At 37.9% G+C, this 20,615-nt stretch carries 17 protein-coding genes; 3 read left to right on the top strand and 14 right to left on the bottom strand.

Annotation, left to right across the window (positions count from 1 at the left end; genetic code table 11):
- Positions 1-1,344 precede the first annotated feature (1,344 nt).
- The 4 genes from HC000_RS04515 to HC000_RS04500 all read right to left on the bottom strand — a co-directional run bounded on the left by HC000_RS04515 (position 1,345) and on the right by HC000_RS04500 (position 3,546).
- Positions 1,345-1,614, bottom strand: a complete 270-nt coding sequence (locus HC000_RS04515; RefSeq protein WP_346010163.1) for a DUF1090 domain-containing protein — start codon at positions 1,612-1,614, stop codon at positions 1,345-1,347.
- 256 nt (positions 1,615-1,870) lie between these two features.
- A complete protein-coding gene (locus tag HC000_RS04510) occupies positions 1,871-2,443 on the bottom strand; it encodes a tRNA-(ms[2]io[6]A)-hydroxylase (protein ID WP_011328238.1) in 573 nt (190 codons plus the stop codon).
- A gap of 87 nt (positions 2,444-2,530) precedes the next feature.
- Positions 2,531-3,163, bottom strand: a complete 633-nt coding sequence (locus HC000_RS04505; RefSeq protein WP_179807050.1) for a sulfotransferase — start codon at positions 3,161-3,163, stop codon at positions 2,531-2,533.
- An 8-nt stretch (positions 3,164-3,171) separates the two neighbouring features.
- Complete coding sequence (locus HC000_RS04500; protein WP_011328240.1) at positions 3,172-3,546, bottom strand: MAPEG family protein; 375 nt, start codon at positions 3,544-3,546, stop codon at positions 3,172-3,174.
- Positions 3,547-3,667: 121 nt separating this feature from the next.
- Here HC000_RS04500 and HC000_RS04495 point away from each other — a divergent pair, with 121 nt between their 5' ends.
- Positions 3,668-5,014, top strand: a complete 1,347-nt coding sequence (locus tag HC000_RS04495; protein ID WP_086996944.1) for a DUF2254 domain-containing protein — start codon at positions 3,668-3,670, stop codon at positions 5,012-5,014.
- 9 nt (positions 5,015-5,023) lie between these two features.
- Here the strand turns inward: HC000_RS04495 and HC000_RS04490 are convergent, their stop codons facing one another.
- From HC000_RS04490 to ggt, 3 genes are all read right to left on the bottom strand, one after another.
- Complete coding sequence (locus HC000_RS04490; protein ID WP_011328242.1) at positions 5,024-5,734, bottom strand: SIMPL domain-containing protein; 711 nt, start codon at positions 5,732-5,734, stop codon at positions 5,024-5,026.
- Positions 5,735-5,951: 217 nt separating this feature from the next.
- Complete coding sequence (locus HC000_RS04485) at positions 5,952-7,646, bottom strand: NAD-dependent malic enzyme (protein ID WP_179807049.1); 1,695 nt, start codon at positions 7,644-7,646, stop codon at positions 5,952-5,954.
- 151 nt (positions 7,647-7,797) lie between these two features.
- On the bottom strand, positions 7,798-9,576 hold the full coding sequence (gene ggt / locus HC000_RS04480; protein WP_179807048.1) for a gamma-glutamyltransferase: 1,779 nt from the start codon (positions 9,574-9,576) through the stop codon (positions 7,798-7,800).
- Positions 9,577-9,670: 94 nt separating this feature from the next.
- Between ggt and rrtA the strand changes: the two genes are divergently transcribed.
- Positions 9,671-10,255, top strand: a complete 585-nt coding sequence (rrtA, locus tag HC000_RS04475) for a rhombosortase (protein WP_179807047.1) — start codon at positions 9,671-9,673, stop codon at positions 10,253-10,255.
- A gap of 54 nt (positions 10,256-10,309) precedes the next feature.
- On the opposite strand, the gene HC000_RS04470 is transcribed toward rrtA, so the two are convergent.
- The 7 genes from HC000_RS04470 to HC000_RS04440 all read right to left on the bottom strand — a co-directional run bounded on the left by HC000_RS04470 (position 10,310) and on the right by HC000_RS04440 (position 18,678).
- Positions 10,310-12,814: a prolyl oligopeptidase family serine peptidase gene (locus HC000_RS04470; RefSeq protein ID WP_179807046.1), complete on the bottom strand. Its 2,505-nt coding sequence runs from the start codon at positions 12,812-12,814 to the stop codon at positions 10,310-10,312.
- A gap of 102 nt (positions 12,815-12,916) precedes the next feature.
- On the bottom strand, positions 12,917-14,089 hold the full coding sequence (locus HC000_RS04465) for an endonuclease/exonuclease/phosphatase family protein (RefSeq protein WP_179807045.1): 1,173 nt from the start codon (positions 14,087-14,089) through the stop codon (positions 12,917-12,919).
- The gene (locus tag HC000_RS04460; protein WP_011328248.1) at positions 14,089-15,015 is read right to left on the bottom strand and encodes a putative sulfate exporter family transporter; all 927 of its coding nucleotides are present in this window, start codon (positions 15,013-15,015) and stop codon (positions 14,089-14,091) included. Before HC000_RS04460 ends, HC000_RS04465 begins: the two co-directional genes overlap by 1 nt.
- 6 nt (positions 15,016-15,021) lie before the next feature.
- Positions 15,022-15,246, bottom strand: a complete 225-nt coding sequence (locus tag HC000_RS04455; protein ID WP_179807044.1) for a DUF2798 domain-containing protein — start codon at positions 15,244-15,246, stop codon at positions 15,022-15,024.
- 57 nt (positions 15,247-15,303) lie between these two features.
- Positions 15,304-16,452, bottom strand: a complete 1,149-nt coding sequence (locus tag HC000_RS04450; RefSeq protein ID WP_179807043.1) for a 5-(carboxyamino)imidazole ribonucleotide synthase — start codon at positions 16,450-16,452, stop codon at positions 15,304-15,306.
- 2 nt (positions 16,453-16,454) lie between these two features.
- Entirely contained in the window at positions 16,455-16,937 is a 483-nt protein-coding gene (gene purE, locus HC000_RS04445; protein ID WP_011328251.1) for a 5-(carboxyamino)imidazole ribonucleotide mutase, read from the bottom strand.
- A 151-nt stretch (positions 16,938-17,088) separates the two neighbouring features.
- On the bottom strand, positions 17,089-18,678 hold the full coding sequence (locus tag HC000_RS04440; RefSeq protein WP_080516828.1) for an ABC-F family ATPase: 1,590 nt from the start codon (positions 18,676-18,678) through the stop codon (positions 17,089-17,091).
- A 717-nt stretch (positions 18,679-19,395) separates the two neighbouring features.
- Between HC000_RS04440 and HC000_RS04435 the strand changes: the two genes are divergently transcribed.
- Positions 19,396-20,607 carry a porin gene (locus HC000_RS04435; RefSeq protein ID WP_179807042.1) on the top strand — a complete coding sequence of 404 codons (1,212 nt, stop codon included), beginning with the start codon at positions 19,396-19,398 and terminating at the stop codon, positions 20,605-20,607.
- Positions 20,608-20,615 lie beyond the last annotated feature (8 nt).

Genomic DNA, 20,615 nt, shown 5'->3' with positions numbered 1-20,615 from the left:
ACTAAGTGTATTTTACGTTTTTAAGCAAATTCAATACAGCTGCTTTCCTACTACTACGAATACATAACTTTAAATATGGATGCTTTACTTACATGAGCCCTATAAAGCAAGTTTGTTATTTAAACATGTATTTGTATAAAACAAGCCCGATGATAATTTAGCGGTTAAAGTTCTCCTTGTTTATAAAGCGCACCTATCTATAACTAACCAGTCTGCAAGTATATTGTTATGCCTTTGCTATATTTTCAATTCAAAGAACGGAATTTTGCTGCTTACTATTTATGTGGCTTCTTATACTCTTTGTATATAAACACTTATGTTGCATTTATTATCTTATCTAGCTTAATGAATCAGGCCCTTTAAAGCATTACTTTTTTTGGCTATGCATAAATTACCAATTTAACTTAGGTAATATTCAGCTACTATTTCATACCTACACGTTACTTATAAATCTCTATATGCACATCTTTGCTCTCTATATTATTTAACTTATATCTATAAATTTACTAGCAGCCTTACTGTGATTTTAACTAAGTGATAATTCAATTAAATTTGCGCCATAACTTACTACATAATTAACGCCTATAAATAAGCTTAAGTCTTTAACCTAGTTAATCGCTTTATTTTATCTTCTATTCCAATAGCTAACTAACATTTCTATTTCAATCCCATGCTGTTTTATTACTCTTTATGAGTAACAATCCGGCCATAATATTTGAATTGATATACCATATGCTTATACTTTGGCTATCAGTTGTAATAGTTTTTTATAAATAAACCTCAAAAAGATCTGGTTTATCACTGTTACACACATGGGTTTTACCTGTATTTACATAGCTAGTTTTACAAAATAACGCTATTAACAGTAATAAATCAGCTAGTTTAGTTCATTTTATAAGCAGGTGCTTTAAATAGCCTATTATGTAGGGTTTTAATTTTCAGTTTTAGTTATATTTGGTTTAATTATTAGCCATTTAAATTATGTTAAATTGTGGTGTGATTATGTTTATCACAGTAATGCGCTTGGTTATTTAACTAAAACTCCCTGCTGATAGTGGTTTTAACTATGAACTTCTAAGTTGTTGAAAGACAGCTGGTATAAAACAGAGTAATGGAAACGCGCTTCCCCATAATGTTTGATTGCTATTTGTAGTATGACTTTTTAAGTATAATTTTTAAGTGTATTTTAATTAGGCTAGTTTTAAAGATTGAAGTGCCCTGCACTGTATATAGTTATTGTTGCGTAATAATGTAATTAAATATGATGGTTAATCCGATAATATTCGCAGTACACTTGCTGTTAACGATAACCTAAAGCGTTAACAACAAGTAGCCACTGGTGATTTAATTAATTTTGCCAAGCTCATCTTTCAGATGTTTTAGTTTAAGCTTTTCTGCTGTAATCTTTTTTTGATACTTACTAACTTTATCACTTTTACCTGCTTGTTTAGCATCTAGCAGATCTTCTTCATATTCAGCAATATCATTGTTAGCATCGTTTATTTTTTCTATTAAATCTTCTTTCAATATTTTTTCGCTGCAATTAGCTTTTGCTGCATGTAATGCTTTTTTCAACCCTTCAATCTTGTACTTATTACCATGTTCCTTAGCTATGGTAAGCTGGCTTTCTATCTCGCAAAACTTTTTTCACAGCCAGTCAAATCACTACACGCTAATGATGCTGCAACCGGTGTGGATGACAGCATAAATAGAATACCTGCTGTTGTTGGTATTACTTTATATTTTGAAAATATATTAATCATCAGCTTTGTCCAAACATAATAATTATTAAATTATGCGTAATTGTTACAAACAAAAAAGCGCCAAATATAAATTTAGCGCTTTTAGAGTATGGCATTAACAGCTTAAATTAATGCAGTGCCGCAGTAAACGGAATGCTTTCACAAATTTTAGCTTCCGCTATTAGTAGCTCTTCTAGGCGTATGTCTACTTCTTCTTTATCAAAATACTCATACGCTAATTCTACAAATAAGTTTTTATGTTTTTCTTCTGATTCGGCAATCGCAATGTAAAACTCTTTTTCTTTGCCCTCTGGTAACGCTTGCGCCACTAGTGAAAAACGTTCGTGCCCTCTTGCCTCAATAACCCCACCGACTAATAATCGATCCATTAAAAAACCGTCGCGGCCGTGTCTAAATAAAGCACGTATTTGTTTTATATAAGGGTCTTTTTTGTCGTCACCTAAATTTACATCACGTGAAATTAAAATTTTCAGCACTTCTTTAAAATGAATCATTTCTTCAAGTGCTAAGTCTGCCATAGCTGTAACCAGTTTACGTTTATCGGGGTAATGCGACAGCATAGACATGGCCATACCCGATGCTTTTTTTTCGGCTGCGGCGTGGTCTTGTAAAAAAGTATCGAAGTCATCAAGTACAACTTCGGTCCATTCAAATGGAGTGTGGTATTTTAATTCAAACATGCTCTGTACTACTTATAACAAGGTGTAAAATAATGCGCAGATTTTAGCGTATATTAGGTAAAAAATCATGCTCCTAAGCCTGTAAAGTTAAATCTTGTAGCGTAACAGTTTATCTATGCGCCCTTTTGCTGTTGATTCAACTTTTAGCGGATGTTTTATATCGTTCCAGGCAGTAACTTTGCCGCCCATATTCATTTTTTCAAAATCTGTTTTATTACTTTTAATCGCTAAAAAATCACAGAGCATTTTGTAGCTTTGCGGTTTTGCTATATTTATTGATAAAAAGCGTTGCTCTTGGTGTTTAAAATAATTTTTAGCGTCATTGATATGCGTGTTATAACAATGCGTTAAGTAACTATCATCGTTTATATTATCAATTGTTAAATTACTAAATATATTTAAATAACAATGCTTTAGATGAATATTAAAGCCCCCATCAGTGCGTGTTAAATTAGTATGCATACGTAATAATAATTGCTTTATTGATGGTAGCCATACGTTAAGCTCACGCTCTAAATAAATAAATTTTGCATCCGGATAATACTTATCGAGGGCTTTATAATCATTAAAAATTGGCGTATCGGCAATTGCATGGGCGTTATCAAAACAATTGTTTGTGTAAGCAGTATGCGCTGTTGGTATACCAAACTCTAAAAAAGCATGGCAAACACTTGTAGTGCCTGTACGCGGTAAACCAATAATAAATATTTTGTTATTCATAATTAAATTTAACTAAAGCGGGTTAATAAAATAACTAAAGCACTTATAAGCATAGTTAAAAATGTAGCTATAACACCAATTTGGCGGTACTTTAGGTTTTTTTCTACTATGCCAAAATTATGAAAAACGCGGCCTATAAGTAGCATTGCACCAAGTGCATGGCAATAATGACTCGCTAACCCCTGATATTCTGCTAAAAAAAGCAAAATAATAGCAAACGGTACATATTCCATAAAATTACCATGGGCACGAATTGCCCGTTGCAACTGTGGATTTTCGCCTTCACCAAGTGATATTTGCGCTGCCCTGCGCACGTTTATTACGTTAAAACTTAAGTAAATATAGTAAAATGCAAGTAATGCAGCGTATGTTGAAATGATCACAGTATTATCCTAATATTTTTGGCAATAATAACACACAAGTTAACCTTCATTATCAGAAGTTTAGTTTACAACTATGCTAAAGTATTAATAATACTCTTATACAATAAAGCATAAGGATTTTATGTTTGTACCTCGCAAAGTAGCCGACAGTTATCGAGAAATGATAAATAGTATTGGCTTTTACCCTTCTTTACTTTCAATTGCATTTTTAACCTTTGCGGTTATTACGATGTCGGTTGAATATATGCCCATTATTGAAAAGCTAAAGTCGTTTATATCTGTAGTATTAGTAGATAGCGCCGAAAATGCGCGAACTGTTTTAAGTACCTTAGCCGGCAGTATTATTTCGTTAACTGTGTTTAGTTTTTCAATGGTAATGGTGGTATTAAACTCAGCCAGTGCCAGTTTATCGCCGCGTGTAGTACCTGGATTAATAACCCGGAAATCTCACCAACTGGTATTAGGTTTTTATTTAGGCAGTATTATTTACTCAGTAATTATGCTCATAAATATTAATAAACTCGAGAATGGCGCCATGGCTATACCGGCACTTGGGGTATTATTTGCGCTTATTTTTGGTTTGATTTCGTTAGGGCTATTCGTATTTTTTATTCACTCTATATCTCGCGCTATTCAAGTAGATAATGTTTTAAATGGTTTATTTAGCCAAACAAAAAGTGAAATTAAAACCATTATTAAAAGTCAGCAAGAAGCGCCGCTTAAAAATCTTCCCGACTTTACTGATTGGCATTCTATAAATAGTCAAACTGAAGGCTACTACAAAGGAGTGCACACCGATAAGCTTTGCGCCTTATTATCTGCAGAAGAAATTGAGCTTTATATCACTGTTAAACAAGGTTATTTTACAGTTAAAGGTTATCCATTTTTAAAGTGTAATAAAGATATTTCAAGTAATGATGAGTTAATTGCTAAAATTTTAAGCTGTTTTATTTTTTATATAGAAGAGTATATTAGCGACCATTACCGTTATGGTTTAACGCAAATATCAGAAATAGCCGTTAAAGCGATGAGCCCAGGCATAAACGATCCGGGTACAGCAGTTAAAGCCATTGATATGTTAAGTATTTTATTAATTAAACGACTTTCAATAAGTGATATTAATTACAGCTTTAAACACAGCAAAGATACGCCATTATTATATATACACGAAACCCGCTTTGATGAATTACTGCATGATAATTTTACCCCGCTACGTAATTACGCTAAAGGCGATGCGTACGTAATGACTAATGTGTTAGAAGCATTTAAAAATATTTTATTTGTTGCTCACGAAAATTCAGCGGCGAGGGAAAGTTTATTTAATTATTTAAATGCTATTGTTGATGACATTAACGAGCACGTAACGAATGAGTACGACAGGCAGGAAATTAATAATATGCTTAAATCAATTGCCCGTATTAGTAAGCAACAAGGTGATACATTACTGGCACGTTTTAAGCGCCAGTAATGTATAAACTTAATCTATATAATAAACTGCATAACTAGATGCAGTTATAATGATTTCACCTGCATGATAGGCATCGGGTACATAATTACTCGGTGTACTATCTGAGAGCATCACTTTTTCGGCGCGCATATAAGGGGCTGATTGCACATTTAATGGCTGCATAGATGCGCTATATAAGCCTTTTAACTCTACGCCAAACTCACTGCTAAACTCTTTAGCTGCATCGCGAGTATCTTTTATAGCCAGTTTTTGCGCTTTTTTGTAGAGTTCATCGTAATTGCTTGCTAAAAAACGCGTATGGTTAATTTCGTTAATACCATTGTTTACTAAGTTTTGTAGTAACTCGGGATATTTATTAATGGCATTAAGCTTAACCGTTAAAGATCTGCTAACCCTAAAACCTTTAAATTGCTGCTCACCGCTTTCACGATTATATTGGCTTTCTCGGTTTATTGATATTTGCCCGGCATTAATATCTGCATCACTTACACCTAATGCTGTTACTAATTTTATTGCCTTAGCCATGGTTATATCGGTTTTATTTTTTGCAGCAATTAAATCTTTATCTATTTCGGTAATGCCAACATTTAATAATACATGATCTGGCATGGTGGTAATTGTTGCCTCACCTTTAACATAAATATGCGGTGTATCGGGTGTGGCCGCAGCAAATGCATTAAAGCTCAGTGCTGCACCTAAAAATAAAGTAAACGTTTTCATAAGTGAATCCTTTTATATTAACCGTAACAACTGGTTATATTACTAACTTTATTAAATTCGCAATCCTTTATTGGTCACTAATTTAATACAAAAAGTATTTACAGCTTGCTATATATTAAGCTTATTAAACACTTTAAGTGGTTAATTACAGATGAACAAGTACAAAAAACAGGCCGTAGCCTGTTTTTTAATTATTACTAAATACTAAGTTGCAGCTTTAAATGCTACTGCGCTTATAGTTACGGTACTTAGGTAACCAGTAGTTTTTATCGATAGCAGCCCATAGTGCGTCGTCAGAAATATCAAGAGCAACGCCCTCTTCAATCGCTTTTTTGCCTACAGCAAATGCAATACGTTTACTTAGGGTTTCAATTTCTGTAAGTGCCGGCAATAAACTCCCTTTACCTGTGTTTGCACGCGGCGATGATTCAGCCAGCATTTCGCTAGAAACACTTAACATAGCATCTGTAATACGCGTTGCTTTTGCAGCTATAACCCCTAAGCCAATTCCCGGGAAAATATAACTGTTGTTACACTGCGGAATTGGGAAAAGCTCACCATTATATTCAACTGGGGCAAATGGGCTACCTGAAGCAACAAGTGCTTTACCTTCGGTCCAGTTAATAATATCTATTGGGTGTGCTTCTACCTGTTTTGACGGGTTACTTAATGGGAAAATAATAGGTTGTGCACAACCTGAATACATAGCGCGTATTACTTGTTCGGTAAATAAACCAGGTTGGCCCGAAACACCAATTAAAATATCGGGTTTAGAGCAATGCATTACATCAAGTAATGACGCAAATTCGCCGCTGTACGTCCATTCACTCAAACGAGCTTGTGGTTGTGCTAAAACTTGCTGAAAGTCGCGTAGACCTTCCATACCTTCCGATAACAAGCCAAAGCGGTCAACCATAAATACCTGGCTGCGTGCTTGCGCTTCGCTAATACCTTCAAAAACCATTTGGCTTACAATTTGCTCAGCAATACCACAACCCGCAGAGCCAGCACCAACAAATACTACTTTTTGATCTGCTAGGCGTTCGTTTTTAACTCTACACGCAGCAAGCAATGAGCCAACAGTTACTGCAGCTGTGCCTTGAATGTCGTCATTAAAACTACAAATTTCATTGCGGTAACGTTTCAGCAGTGGCATCGCATTTGGCTGAGCAAAGTCTTCAAACTGTAGTAATACATTTGGCCAGCGACGCTTGATTGCTTTAATAAATAAGTCTAAAAACTCATCGTACTCATCTTGAGTAATACGCTTATGACGCGCACCCATATACATAGGATCGTTTAATAGCTTCTCGTTATTTGTACCCACATCTAGCATTACCGGTAATGTATACGCAGGGCTAATGCCACCACATGCGGTATACAAAGATAGCTTACCAATAGGAATACCCATGCCACCAATACCTTGGTCACCTAAGCCTAAAATGCGTTCACCATCGGTTACCACAATTACTTTTACTTTACCTTTGGTGGCATTGCGTAAAATGTCGTCTATTTGAAAACGATTTTCATATGAAATAAATAATCCACGTGCGCTGCGATATATATCTGAGAATTTTTCACAGGCATCACCCACTGTTGGGGTATAAATTATTGGCATCATTTCTTCAATATGATCACGCACTAAATGATAATAAAGTGTTTCGTTATTATCTTGAATTGCACGTAAATAAATATGCTTATTAAGATTGTCGGTAAAACTAGAATACTGCTGGTAACAACGCTCTACCTGCTCTTCGATTGTTTCATAACGAGGAGGCAGTAAACCCGCAATATTAAAGTTTTCGCGTTCTTTTTGGCTAAATGCACTGCCTTTATTGAGTAATGGCGTTTCAAGAAGGCCGGGGCCAGAATGATGAATATAAAGATAATTTGGATCGGTATTTGTAGTCATATTTCCAAGCTTTACTTAGTCTTAAGTTATGATCTGCCATTATCGGTGTTAAAGGCTAAATTGCAATGCTATTTAACCTTGTCAGACCATTGAGAATATATAAATGCGCTAATTTTAAACACTAGCTTAGCGCATTTGTATTATACATAATTTAGAATTTTAAAGTGGCGCTTTTATCAGTTAAATCAGACAAAGCCACCCCTTCACGGCGAGGATCGGCGCCGCCTATTAATGTATTGTTTTTTACTTCAACTGCATGTAAACCAGAATTTAAATCTAAAATTCTAACATTATGACCACGCTTGCTAAGTGCTTGCGCTAATGCTTCAAGCGCAGTGCCTTTTTCAAGGCTAGTGTAGTCGTTACGATTAGTAGTACGTGGTAGATTAATTGCTTCTTGAACAGATAAATCCCAATCAAGCACGCCAATTACCACTTGCGCAACGTAACTAATAATACGGCTTCCGCCAGGAGATCCGACAACCAAACGTAAACTTCCATCTTTATTAAATACCATTACTGGCGACATAGAGCTGCGCGGGCGCTTGCCAGCTTCAACTCGGTTTGCTACAAGCTGGCCGTTTTTACGCGGCGATAATGAAAAGTCAGTCAGCTGATTATTTAAAATAAAACCATTTACCATTACCGTTGAGCCAAAAGCCATTTCTATTGAACTGGTCATAGACACTGCATTACCTTGGCTATCTACAATCGACACATGGCTGGTTGATGGCAATTCGAACGAGTCATCTTTGGCATAACTTAAGTAATCAACTGGGTTACCAGCAACGGCTGTTATATCTTGCTCGGTAATTAGTTTTGCACGTGTGGCTATATAGTCTTTATTTAATAATTCCTTGGTAGGTACTTGGGTAAAATCGGGATCGCCCATGTAAACATCCCTATCGGCAAACGCAATTCTTGATGCTTGGCTAAAGTAATGCAGTGCTTGCTCACCATTTGCTGGCAGTGCGCCCATGTTTTTATGCTCTAATAAGCCAAGCATTTGCAGCACAGCTACCCCGCCGCTACTGGGTGGTGCCATAGAACATACATTATAAACACGGTACTCAATACATACCGCCTCGCGCTCTTTGCTAGTGTAATTAGCCAGATCTTGCTCATTTAATTTGCCAGGCGCTATTTTAGAGTGCTGTACCGCATTAACCATTTGTTTGGCATTAGCGCCCTTATAAAATGCATCAATACCATTACTAGCAATCTCTTTGTATAAATTAGCTAATGGCTGGTTTTTTTTGATGCTACCTATCGCAATTAATTTACCGTTTGGGAAAAAGTAGTCGTTAATTACTGGCATGCTCATTACGCCAGGGTTTAATTGGCGCTGCAGTAAACCGTGTAATCGCGGCGAAACCTCAAAGCCTTGCTCTGCAAGCTCAATGGCTGGTTTAAATAAATCAGCCCAAGGTAGTTTACCGTATTGTTTATGTGCGTTAGCAAAGGCATGTAAAACCCCTGGCACACCTACTGAGCGTCCACCTACTATGGCTTCAATCCACTTCACGGCTTTGCCATGCTTATCTAAAAACAATGTTTCGTCGGCGTTTTCTGGTGCAGTTTCACGGCCATCAAAACTGGTTAATTTGTTGTTTACTTTGTTGTAGTACAGCATAAAGGTGCCGCCACCAATACCTGACGATTGTGGTTCTACTAAAGTCAGTACCAGTTGCGTTGCTATTGCAGCATCAACAGCGCTGCCGCCTTGCGCTAATATTTGCTGCCCAGCACGAGATGCATACGGGTTAGCTGCAACCACCATATATTTATTGCCGCTCACGGCTTGTTTATGTACTAGGCCGGTTGCGGCTTCTGGCTCGCGCGTTTCAATTTGAGTAAGGGGTTGTGCAAATAAAGGAAAAGACGTTGCACATAATGTAATAGCAAGTAATGCGTGATGTTTAAAGTTCATAAAGAGTAAATAACCTAAATTATCAGGAGTTAATTGGCATCTTAAAGTTAAACAGGCACAATATGCAAAAATTAATACTAAAAATTACAATTAAATGCTTAATTTACCAGTGCAACCTCGTTATTTACTCCCTCCTTTATTTTTAATGCTGCTAAGCGTTACTTTTGCTACTTTTGATTTAAATGACTTACTCGAATTTAATCGCGATTTAGTTACTCAGGGCGAATTGTGGCGAGTTTTTAGCAGCCAATTTGTTCATGCTAACTGGGCACATTTGGCGCTAAACTGCGGCGGTATTATTTTAATTTGGTTACTACATGGCGAATATACGTCGCCTAAACGCTACGCTATTAATATTAGCTTATTGGCTCTGTGGTGCGGCTTAGGTGTTTACTGGTTTTGCCCCAGTATTTATATTTACACTGGGCTAAGCGCACTGTTACATGGCGTTATTATTTGGGGCGCAGTTAAAGATACAACACTTGAGCTTAAGTCGGGCTATTTATTGTTTATTGGGGTGTGGCTTAAAATAATATTTGAGCAGCTAAATGGCCCTAATGCTGATATTGGTAAGCTTATAAACTCAACCGTTGCAATTGACGCGCACTTAATTGGTGCTATTGGTGGTACTTTATTAGCTGCACCTTTATTAGTTAACTACATTAAAAACAAAAACTAAATATAAAAAACGCCACTTAAAAGTGGCGTTTTAGGTGTAACTTGTTATTAATCGTTACAGGGTTTCTTTAAACAGTTTATAAATACGGCGATATTCATCTAACCAGCTCGATGGCTGCACAAAACCGTGCGGCTCTACCGGAAAAATAGCCGTTTCAAAGTTTTCTTTTTCAAGCTCAATTAAACGCTGTACTAATCTAACCGTATCTTGAAAAAACACGTTGTCGTCAACCATAGGCGCATTAATTAATAAGCGTTTGTTTAAACCCTCAGCATAGTAAATAGGCGAACTGCGCTCATATGCAATTGGATCAACATCCGGATGGTTTAATATATTTGCCGTGTACGGCGCATTATAATGAGCCCAATCGGTAACGGGGCGAAGTGCAGCGCCCGCTTGAAACAATTCTGGCGCGGTAAATAACGCCATAAAGGTCATAAAGCCGCCATAAGAGCCGCCATACGTACCTACAGCTTGCGTATTTACGTTGGCATTTTCTGCCATCCATTTAACCCCATCAGCTAAATCTTGGGTTTCGGGTGTACCCATTTGACGATAAATTGCCGTACGCCAATCACGTCCATAACCTTTAGATGCGCGGTAATCCATATCCATTACTACATAACCTTCGTCAGCTAATAACGAATGAAACATAAACTCACGAAAATACCCAGACCAGCCCAAGTGCGAGTTTTGTAAGTAACCTGCACCGTGGTTAAAAATAACCGCTTTACGCTTTTTACCCACTTCGCCCTCTACATAATCAGCCGGATAGTACACTTTTGCGTAAATAGGTTGATCAGTATGGCTAGATGGCACTGCAATTATTTTAGGGGCCGTTAGCTTTTTAGCTAAAAACTCATCCGAAACCGTATGTGTTAACCGGGTAACCTGTGTGTTTGCTTTTGCATCAGCCACATACAACTCAGTTGGTAACATAATTGTTGAGTGCTTTAACAGCAGCTTGGTTTGATCAGGGCTAAGTGTATAGTCGGTCATACCGTTAAGGTCGGTTACTTGCTCGTTTTTACCGGTTAGTGGATTTACACGATAAATTTCGTATAGGCCTGGGTGTTCAACGTTAGCTTTATAATAAATAGCACTGTTATCGTCGGTAAGCGTAAGGTTAGATACTTCAAACTTACCTGTTGTTAGCGCTGTTGCTTTACCATTTAACGGCTTTTTATAAAGCTGACTGTAACCCGACTGCTCTGATAAATAATATAAGGTGTTAGAGTTGTGTAGCCAGCCAAAATCGTTAAAAGCATAGGCTATCCAAGCGTCGTCATGTAAACGATGTTGCGACACTAACTTATTATTTTTAAAATCGACGGTTGCTAACCAGCGATCTTTGTTATCCCACGCTTCTAGCATTATTGCTACGTTTGAGCCGTCGTCGTTCCAAATTATAGGGCTTTGATCCCAGCCCCAATCGCTAATTAAATTTATACCACGCGGCGCTTTTTTAGACTTATACGTTTTACCATCACGGGCATAGTTTTCTTTTTTAACCGCTGCTAATACGTCTTCATCAAAGCCCGGTAGGGTATCAAAGCTTAAGGTATTTTGACTTTTATCGTTTAAATTAATGTATACCAGCTCTGAGGTTTGCGACTTTTCGTCAGCTACTCGGCGGCGCGCTTTTTTAGGTTCAATGCGGGCATCATCGGTAATATAATTTGGCATTATATCGCTATCATCGCGCCAATCTCTTTGCTCTTGCACTACCACTAATAAAGCATCACCATTTGGCGATAACTGCACGTCTTTTACACTATTACCTTTGCCTAAATAAAACTCAGTATTAGCAATTGAGCTATTTTGCTGCTTAAGCTGTGCTTTGCGTGCTTGTTTATCTTTATTGTTTTTATGCGTTAGCGCTATGTAATCAATAAGTTTGTGCTGCTCTTTAGCAATATAACTGCTTGGCTCTGTAATGCCCTGGGGCTTATCTGCCAGTTTTAAATTAGCAATTTCAGTGGTTAAGCCTGAGCTTAAGTCAACTTTAAAAAATGTATTACCTTGACGATAAGCTAAGCTGCCATCATTTAAAAATTGTGGTTTAGATTCAGTGCTAGAGGTATGCGTTACTTGTTGAATTGCACCTGTTGTAACGCTTTTTACAAATATATTACCCTCAAATACATAGGCTTGCAGGGCTTTATTTTTTGAATAAACAGCTTTATTTGCACCTACAGTGTGCAGTTTATTAAGTGCTATTTGCTCTGCGCTTTGGCTTGTAATTGATTGGCTAAATAAGTTACGTAACTCATTACCTTGCTCTTTACGTGCATAAATAATGGTAGCAGAATCACTGCCCCAAAATGCGCGCTCTGGTTGACGTCCAAGCCAATCGGGATGGGCCATAGCTTGCTCTAACGTTATTTTAGTAGAGCCCATATCGGCGGGGGTATTAACAACGGCAGCAACAGGAGACGTTGTTACATTATTTTGCGTAGCTGTTGAAGATGATGCAGTTGCTTGACACCCTGCTAAAAAAACACTTGAGGCAACAGCCAGTGCTATTAATGTTTTGGACGATGAGATATTAAAAATCATAGTGCTTCTTAACGGTAATTATAATTAAGCCGTATTTAAGCAGAAGCACTTTGGTGATTGCAATTTTTTAAGACAAACGCCGGTGTAACTGAGTTAGGTTGCTTATTCTAAGCGTAAATCTAGCCAAACTAGTCGATGATCACTCGACGCATTTCTGTCTTTAATTAAGCGGTATAGCTGGCTATTTTTAGTTGGCCAAAATACCCCACCATCAATAATTTTTAACCCATAATGCGATGGCAAAACATAGTCAACCCGTGCTTGCCAACTTGCACTGTAATTTTTAGCATGGCTGTGCTGTGGATATTGCTCTTTTGCGCCAGCACTTTGCGGTATAAAACTGGCGTTTACAAGCGGATGCTTAAGTAGCTGATCTGTAGTTATAGTTCGCTGTTTATCACCCTCAGGGGCGGCATTTAAGTCACCTAAAATAACAAACCGAGACTGAGCATTTAAACCGCCTTTTTTACCTTTATCGTCATAAATATAATCGGCATTATTAATGTAGTCTGCAACTAACCTTACTTCATCATGGTTACGCTTACCGTTTCTGTCCTCTAAGCCATCAAAAACCGGCGGGGTTGGGTGCGATGCAAGTATGTGTACCGTTTTATTATTAACTGATATGGGTAAATCCCAAAAAGATTTTGAGCTCAAACGAATGTTTTGCCATTCTTGCTCGTTATACCAGTTTTTGCCTGTGGTTGGATCGATAGGCATTTGCGCATTAGGCATATCTTTATATTTAAAAGTTTGCAGCGTTCGTACTTTATCTAAATCGATTGGATAACGAGATAAAACGGCCATACCGTAATGGCCTTCAAAAAAACCAAAACCGTGAGCGTCGCCCATTATTCCTATTTTTTTACCGTCGTTATCTAAATCAAACTCAGTGGCTAAACCGGTATTAACCGGCGCAATATAAAAATAAGGATAGTCTATTGCCGCTTGATTATTTTGACTCACGTTTAAATAATGGCTTTTAAAGTACGCTATACCCTGCTCTTTTGGCACATAGTCAAACTCGTTTAATAGTATTATATCGGGGCGAACACGTTGAATTATTTCGGCAATATTTTTAATTTGTGAATGCTCTGCTTTAAGCGCGCTAACCAAAGAATCGCTTTTTACAGGGGTTTTTCTTGGTGTATAGTTAGTTGCATCCATACTTACATTAAAGGTGGCAACACGCAGTTGCGCCGCTGCAACGTAGTTGCTTAGCAGTAAACAAAACAACGTACTACCCAAAGTAATACTACTTAAATTACCTTTCATTATATCAACCCATCTAAAATTAATAATAAAATAACACTACTTACCACTATCCATAATAAAATTGCCATTATAAAGGGCTTAAGTCCGGCTTGTTTTAGTACTGCTAATGATAGGCCACTACCAATTAAAAATAATGTAACTATAAGCAATTGTTTAGCAACTATATTAATAACGCTCCATACAGGTGAAAACTGTGGCAAATAAGTATTAATAAGTGCGGCGAGTACAAAGCCAACAATAAATAGTGGAATACTGGCTTTTTCATCTGAGCGTAAAAACACCCCAGCAAGCGCAGTATAAGGAATGATCCACATAGCGCGGGTTAATTTTACTGTGGTGGCAATGCTTAGTGCCACAGCGCCATAAGTAGCGGATGCACCTACAACACTGCTGGTATCGTGAATAGCTAAAGCAGCCCACATGCCAAATTGCTGCTCGGTTAAATTAAAATAATGGCCAATGGCCGGAAACAACAGTAAGCCCACGCCATTGAGCATAAATACTACGCCAAGTGCCACAGCCACTTCATGATCTTTTGCTTTAATTACCGGTGCCATAGCTGCAATAGCACTGCCACCACAAATAGCAGTGCCAAATGAAATTAATACGCCGGTATTGCGGTTAAGTTTAAATACTTGGGTAAGTATTTCACCTAAGCCAATTATTGCGGTAATACTCACAATAGTGAGCACTAAAGAGCTGCTACCCACTTCAATTACCTGATTAAAGTCAACGGCAAAACCAAGCCCGACCACCGCTGCTTTTAACATCCACTTACTGGCTTTTTGCGAAAGCTCGGCAAACGGATTACCTAATGTCATAGCAAAAGCAGCGCCTATTACCAGTGCACTACCAGCGCCAATAAAAGGAGTGATACATAATGCTAAAAGAATTAAAAACAATGGCTTTTTGAGTGTTAATGGCATGCTGTATTACGCTCGAATTATTTTATCAGTTAACTTGTGTACTAAAGGTGCAACTAGAATAACTGTAGGAAATGCGATAGAAAATGCAAATATCCATGCTTTGAGCCATATAGTTATAATATTATCGACCATTCCCACGTTAAATAATGAGATCACAAAAGACATAAAGCCCGACATTAATAGTGCCATTAAAAATGCAAACACAACATTGCGGTATTTAGGGTTAAACATAGGTGTAGCCTTTGGCGTTAAGCAATAAATTGAGATGTCCCAATTTATTGCTTATTTTTAGTTGAGTATCAAAGATGTACTCGTGGCTAAAATACCTGGGTAGGCTTGTTCTGGTAAACACTCGCTAAGTTCAGCTAAGCGTTCACCTAGTTGATGTAGACTTTGAGCTGAGACATTAATATGACCCATTTTACGCCCTGGTTTTACTGTTTTACCGTACCAATGACTAGTTACATCAGTCACTTCTAAAACTGCAGTAGGAATACTGGCTTGGCCAAGCACATTTATCATCGCAGTGGCGTGTTTAAGCTCAGTATTACCCAGAGGCAGCCCTGCAACCGCACGCATATGGTTTTCAAACTGCGAGCAATGGCAACCTTGCTGTGTCCAGTGGCCTGAGTTGTGTACACGCGGGGCAATTTCGTTTACCAGTAAAGTGCCTTTAACGTCAAAAAACTCAATTGCCAATACACCCACATAATTAAGCTCATTCGCTAATTTAGTAAAGGCATCAATAGCTTGCTGCTCTACATGGCTATTATTTAAACCTGCTACCGATAAGGTTAATACACCATTGGTGTGCTGGTTTTCGGTTAACGGATAAATTGCAACATTACCGTTTTTATCGCGTGCACCAATAATAGATACTTCACGATCGAACGGAATCATTTTTTCAGCAATAATAGTATGAGGTGCATGTGCTGTGCCTGAGGTAATAAAATCAGACATTTGAGCCCAAATTTCATCAATTTGATCGTCAGACTTTAATCGCCATTGGCCTTTACCATCGTAGCCTGCTTGACAGGTTTTAATAACTAAAGGTTTACCTAGGTTTTTAACCGCAAGCTCAAGGTGCGCTTTTTCAGTAATAAGTTGATACGGTGCGCACGCTACAGCTGTTTTATCTAGTAGTGCTTTTTCGATTTGGCGATCGCCACCGGTTTTAATGGCCGCTTTACCCGGATAAAACTTATTGCTATTACAACAAAGTGTTAATACATCGTCAGGTATATGCTCAAACTCAGCAGTAATTGCATCTGCGTTTGCTATGGCTTGCTCTAATGTGGTTGAGTAAACTTCGCCTGTGAGTGGGTGCACAATTTTTTGGCTGCCTACATCGTACGCAACCACGTTTAAATTAAGTGGCGCGCCAGCAAGGCTCATCATGCGTGCTAATTGCCCTGCACCTAAAATTAAAATAGTCATTATTACTCTGCAGGATTAGGGTTAGCTAAAATAGTGTCGGTTTGTTCTTTACGAAACGCTTCAATTTTTGCGAATATTTCAGGGTTTTGACACCCTAAAATTTGCGCTGCAAGTAAACCTGCATTAGCAGCGCCAGGCTCACCAATAGCTAATGTCCCTACCGCAACACCTTTAGGCATTTGGCAAATAGAAAGTAGCGAATCAATACCATTAAGCGCTTTTGATTTAACTGGCACACCAAGTACTGGTAATGAGGTAAATGCAGCTGCCATACCCGGCAAATGGGCCGCGCCGCCTGCGCCTGCAATTATAACTTTAATACCACGGTCACTTGCTGAGCTTGCGTAATCAGCAAGGAGTTGAGGAGTTCGGTGGGCAGAAACTACTTTTGTTTCGTACTCAATGCCAAATTTTTCTAGCATGAGCGCCGCATGTTCCATGGTTGGCCAATCTGATTTAGAACCCATAATAATGCCAACTTTCATAAATACTCCTCAGTAATATACTATTTTAACTAGCGGACTTATGTCCGCTTTTATGGCGGGTATTATACCCAAAAGTCATTAAATTGCGACTAACAAAAACAAAAAAAGCCATGTTAAACATAGCTTTTTAAAGTTAGCAGTAAAGCGCTATTTACGCCTCTTTACTTGCTAGGTACTCAGCGTAGGTACCTCTAAAGTCAATAACCTTACCGTCTTTAACTTCCCAGATACGCGTAGCAACCGATGATACAAATTGGCGATCGTGAGACACAAACAATAAAGTACCTTCGTAGGCTTCAAGTGCTAAGTTAAGTGCTTCAATAGATTCCATATCCATGTGGTTGGTTGGCTCATCCATTAGTAATATATTTGGTTTATGCATCATAATTTTACCAAATAACATACGGCCTTGCTCACCACCCGATATTACTTTAACCGACTTTTTAATATCGTTTTGAGAGAACAACATACGGCCTAAAAAGCTGCGCACCACTTGCTCGTCGTCGCCTTCTTGCTGCCATTGCTCCATCCACTCAAATAAGTTCATATCGGTGGCAAATTCATCTGCATGATCTTGCGCGTAATAACCAATATTGGCATTTTCAGACCACTTAAACTCACCCGACTTAGGCGCTAAACGCCCAGCAAAGGTATTTAACAGTGTTGTTTTACCTACACCGTTTTCGCCAATAATAGCAATGCGTTCACCTACTTCTACTAAACCTTCAAGGCCAGAGAACAAAGTGTTGTCGCCAAAACCTTGACTAAGGTTAGTCATTTCTAGCGCATTACGGAATAATTGTTTTTCTTGATCGAAACGAATAAATGGCGTTTGACGTGATGACGCTTTAACTTCATCTAACTGAATTTTGTCGATACGTTTAGCACGCGACGTTGCTTGCTTAGCTTTTGACGCATTAGCAGAAAAACGCGATACAAATTGTTGAAGTTCAGCAATTTGGTTTTTCTTTTTGGCGTTTTCGCTTAACAGACGCTCACGTGCTTGCGTTGCAGCAAACATGTATTCGTCGTAGTTACCTGAATAAATACGCAGCTCACCGTAATCAATATCGGCCATGTGGGTACAAACCGAGTTTAAAAAGTGGCGGTCATGCGAAATTATTATCATGGTGCAATCGCGTTGGTTCAATACATCTTCTAACCACTTGATTGTATAAATATCCAAGTTATTAGTAGGTTCATCGAGTAGCATTATTTCAGGATCTGAAAACAGTACCTGTGCTAAAAGTACACGCAATTTAAAACCTGGCGCAATTTCTGACATAGGGCCATAGTGTTGCTCAGTAGCAATACCTACACCTAATAACAACTCACCCGCTTTAGATTCTGCAGAATAACCGTCCATTTCGGCAAATTCAGTTTCCAAATCGGCTACTTTCATGCCATCCGCTTCGCTCATTTCAGCTAAAGAGTAAATGCGGTCGCGTTCTTGTTTAATTTCCCATAACTGCTTGTGACCCATGATCACAGTATCAATTACAGAATACTCTTCGTACGCAAACTGGTCTTGGTTTAGTTTAGCAACTCGTTCATTTGGATCAGTGCTAACGTTACCCGAAGACGGCTCAAGCTCACCACTTAGAATTTTCATAAATGTTGATTTACCGCAACCATTAGCACCGATCAAACCGTAACGGTTGCCGTCGCCAAATTTTGCTGAGATGTTTTCAAATAATGGTTTAGCACCAAATTGCATGGTGATGTTAGCTGTACTAATAATAGCGCTACCCTCCAAGGGAGACATGATGTATTTTAATTGCGCGCAGTTTAAACCAAATTCATCGTTTTTTCTATGAAAGTTTAAAGGCTAAATACGCAAATAAGAGCCTGCTTTAATAACTATAATTAAGTTGTAAAATATTACTTAACGCACACTAGGTAACGCACCTTACAAAGCGATTAAATTGCCGCATAATTAAACAAATTTCAATTTTGAAAAGTTAGCACCTCCTTATATTTGTATCCAAAAACAACATCAGTCAGCAATTGATATTGCTGCTGGTGCGTATTTAATTAATAAATTTTTGCTGACTGAATTTCATTCGCCGTTGTTAACATCTGCAAAATTATTTAATACAACTGTTTAACCTGTTTGTTAGCTTGTTTGTCGCATTTAGTTTTTATTAAAAATATTTTTGTATATATTGATGATATAAAAGCCACTTAGAGCTTTTGCACTACCCTTCACTTTTTAGCCAACTTGAAAAAAATTCACCTTTATTTTTTTAATTTCTAATACCAAACAACTACCCAGCAACTCAAAGCATTAAAAAAAGCAACACCACAAAAACAAAATTAACGCTTGGTGAATATTTGCCATTTATTTTGTTTATTGCGGGTGATTATTTTTCACTTTTGAGCATATTATTGCTTTGTTAGTCTTCAACCCCACAGATATACCCCAATAAAAAAGCATCAAATTTACACAAGGCAACAAATGATAAATAACAAGTTAGCAACTCTACTAAGCGTAAGTATTTTAGCGGCTCCAGCTGTATCAGCAGTAGAAGTTTATAAAGACGAAAAAAATGCTGTCTCTATTGGTGGTTATATTGACGTTCGTGCGATCAATACCCAAAACCAAACTGAAATAGTAAATGGTGCCTCGCGTATTAACTTTGCTTTTAAACGCCAATTAAAAAATGATTGGGAAGCACTGGCCTTAATTGAATGGGGTGTAAACCCTGTTGGTAACAGTGATATTGTTTATAATAACCGTTTTGAATCTATTCAAGATGAGTTTTTATATAACCGCTTAGGTTATGCCGGCTTATCGCATGATAAATATGGTCAAATTACCATTGGTAAACAATGGGGTTCGTGGTTCGATGTTGTTTACGCCACCAACTACAGCTATGTGTGGGATGGTAACGCAGCAGGTGTTTACACATATAATAAAGACGATGGCGCAGTAAATGGTACCGGTCGCGGTGATAAAACGCTGCAATATCGCAATACTTACAACGACTTTGAATTTAGCGTACAAACGCAGCTAAAAAACAGTGAGTTTTACACTTGTGATGTAAGCAATATTACAGAAGCACAGTGCCAAACAAAATGGGAAGCTGGCGATGCGACAGCACAAAAAGTAGAGTTTAATTACACTTTTGGTGGCGCAGTAACTTATAACGTAACCGATATGCTTACGTTAACTGCCGGCATTAACCGCGGTGAGTTTGACTTACACTTTGGCGATGGCACAACTCGCTCAGTAGAAGATATAATTTATGGCGCTGGTATTATTTGGGGTAACATTAACGCACCAGGTTTATACGCTGCCGCTAACATTAATAAAAACGAAAACCATGATACCGACAATTTGGGGCGCTTAATTAAAGAAGCAGTTGGTATAGAAACATTTGTATCTTACCGTTTCGATAATGACTTTAGACCATTTATTGCATACAACCTTTTTGATGCTGGCGACGATTACGTAATTCAACCTAACTTTAACGCCGATCCTAACGATGTATTTAAGCGTCAATTTGCCGTTATTGGTGTTCATTACTTACTTGACGACAATACCCAGCTTTACATAGAAGCACGTAAAGATTTTGGTGACTTTGAAAGTGCTAATAAAGAACAACAAGCACTTATGGAACAATCGGAAGATGACGGCATCGCAATTGGTTTTAGGTATATACTTTAAAGCCTAAC

Origin of the sequence: Pseudoalteromonas sp. MIP2626, from assembly GCF_013414205.1 — a bacterium.
GTDB classification, from domain to species: domain Bacteria; phylum Pseudomonadota; class Gammaproteobacteria; order Enterobacterales; family Alteromonadaceae; genus Pseudoalteromonas; species Pseudoalteromonas nigrifaciens.
The sequence above is the reverse complement of the archived record's forward strand: the minus strand, read 5'-3'. Positions and strand labels throughout refer to the sequence as shown.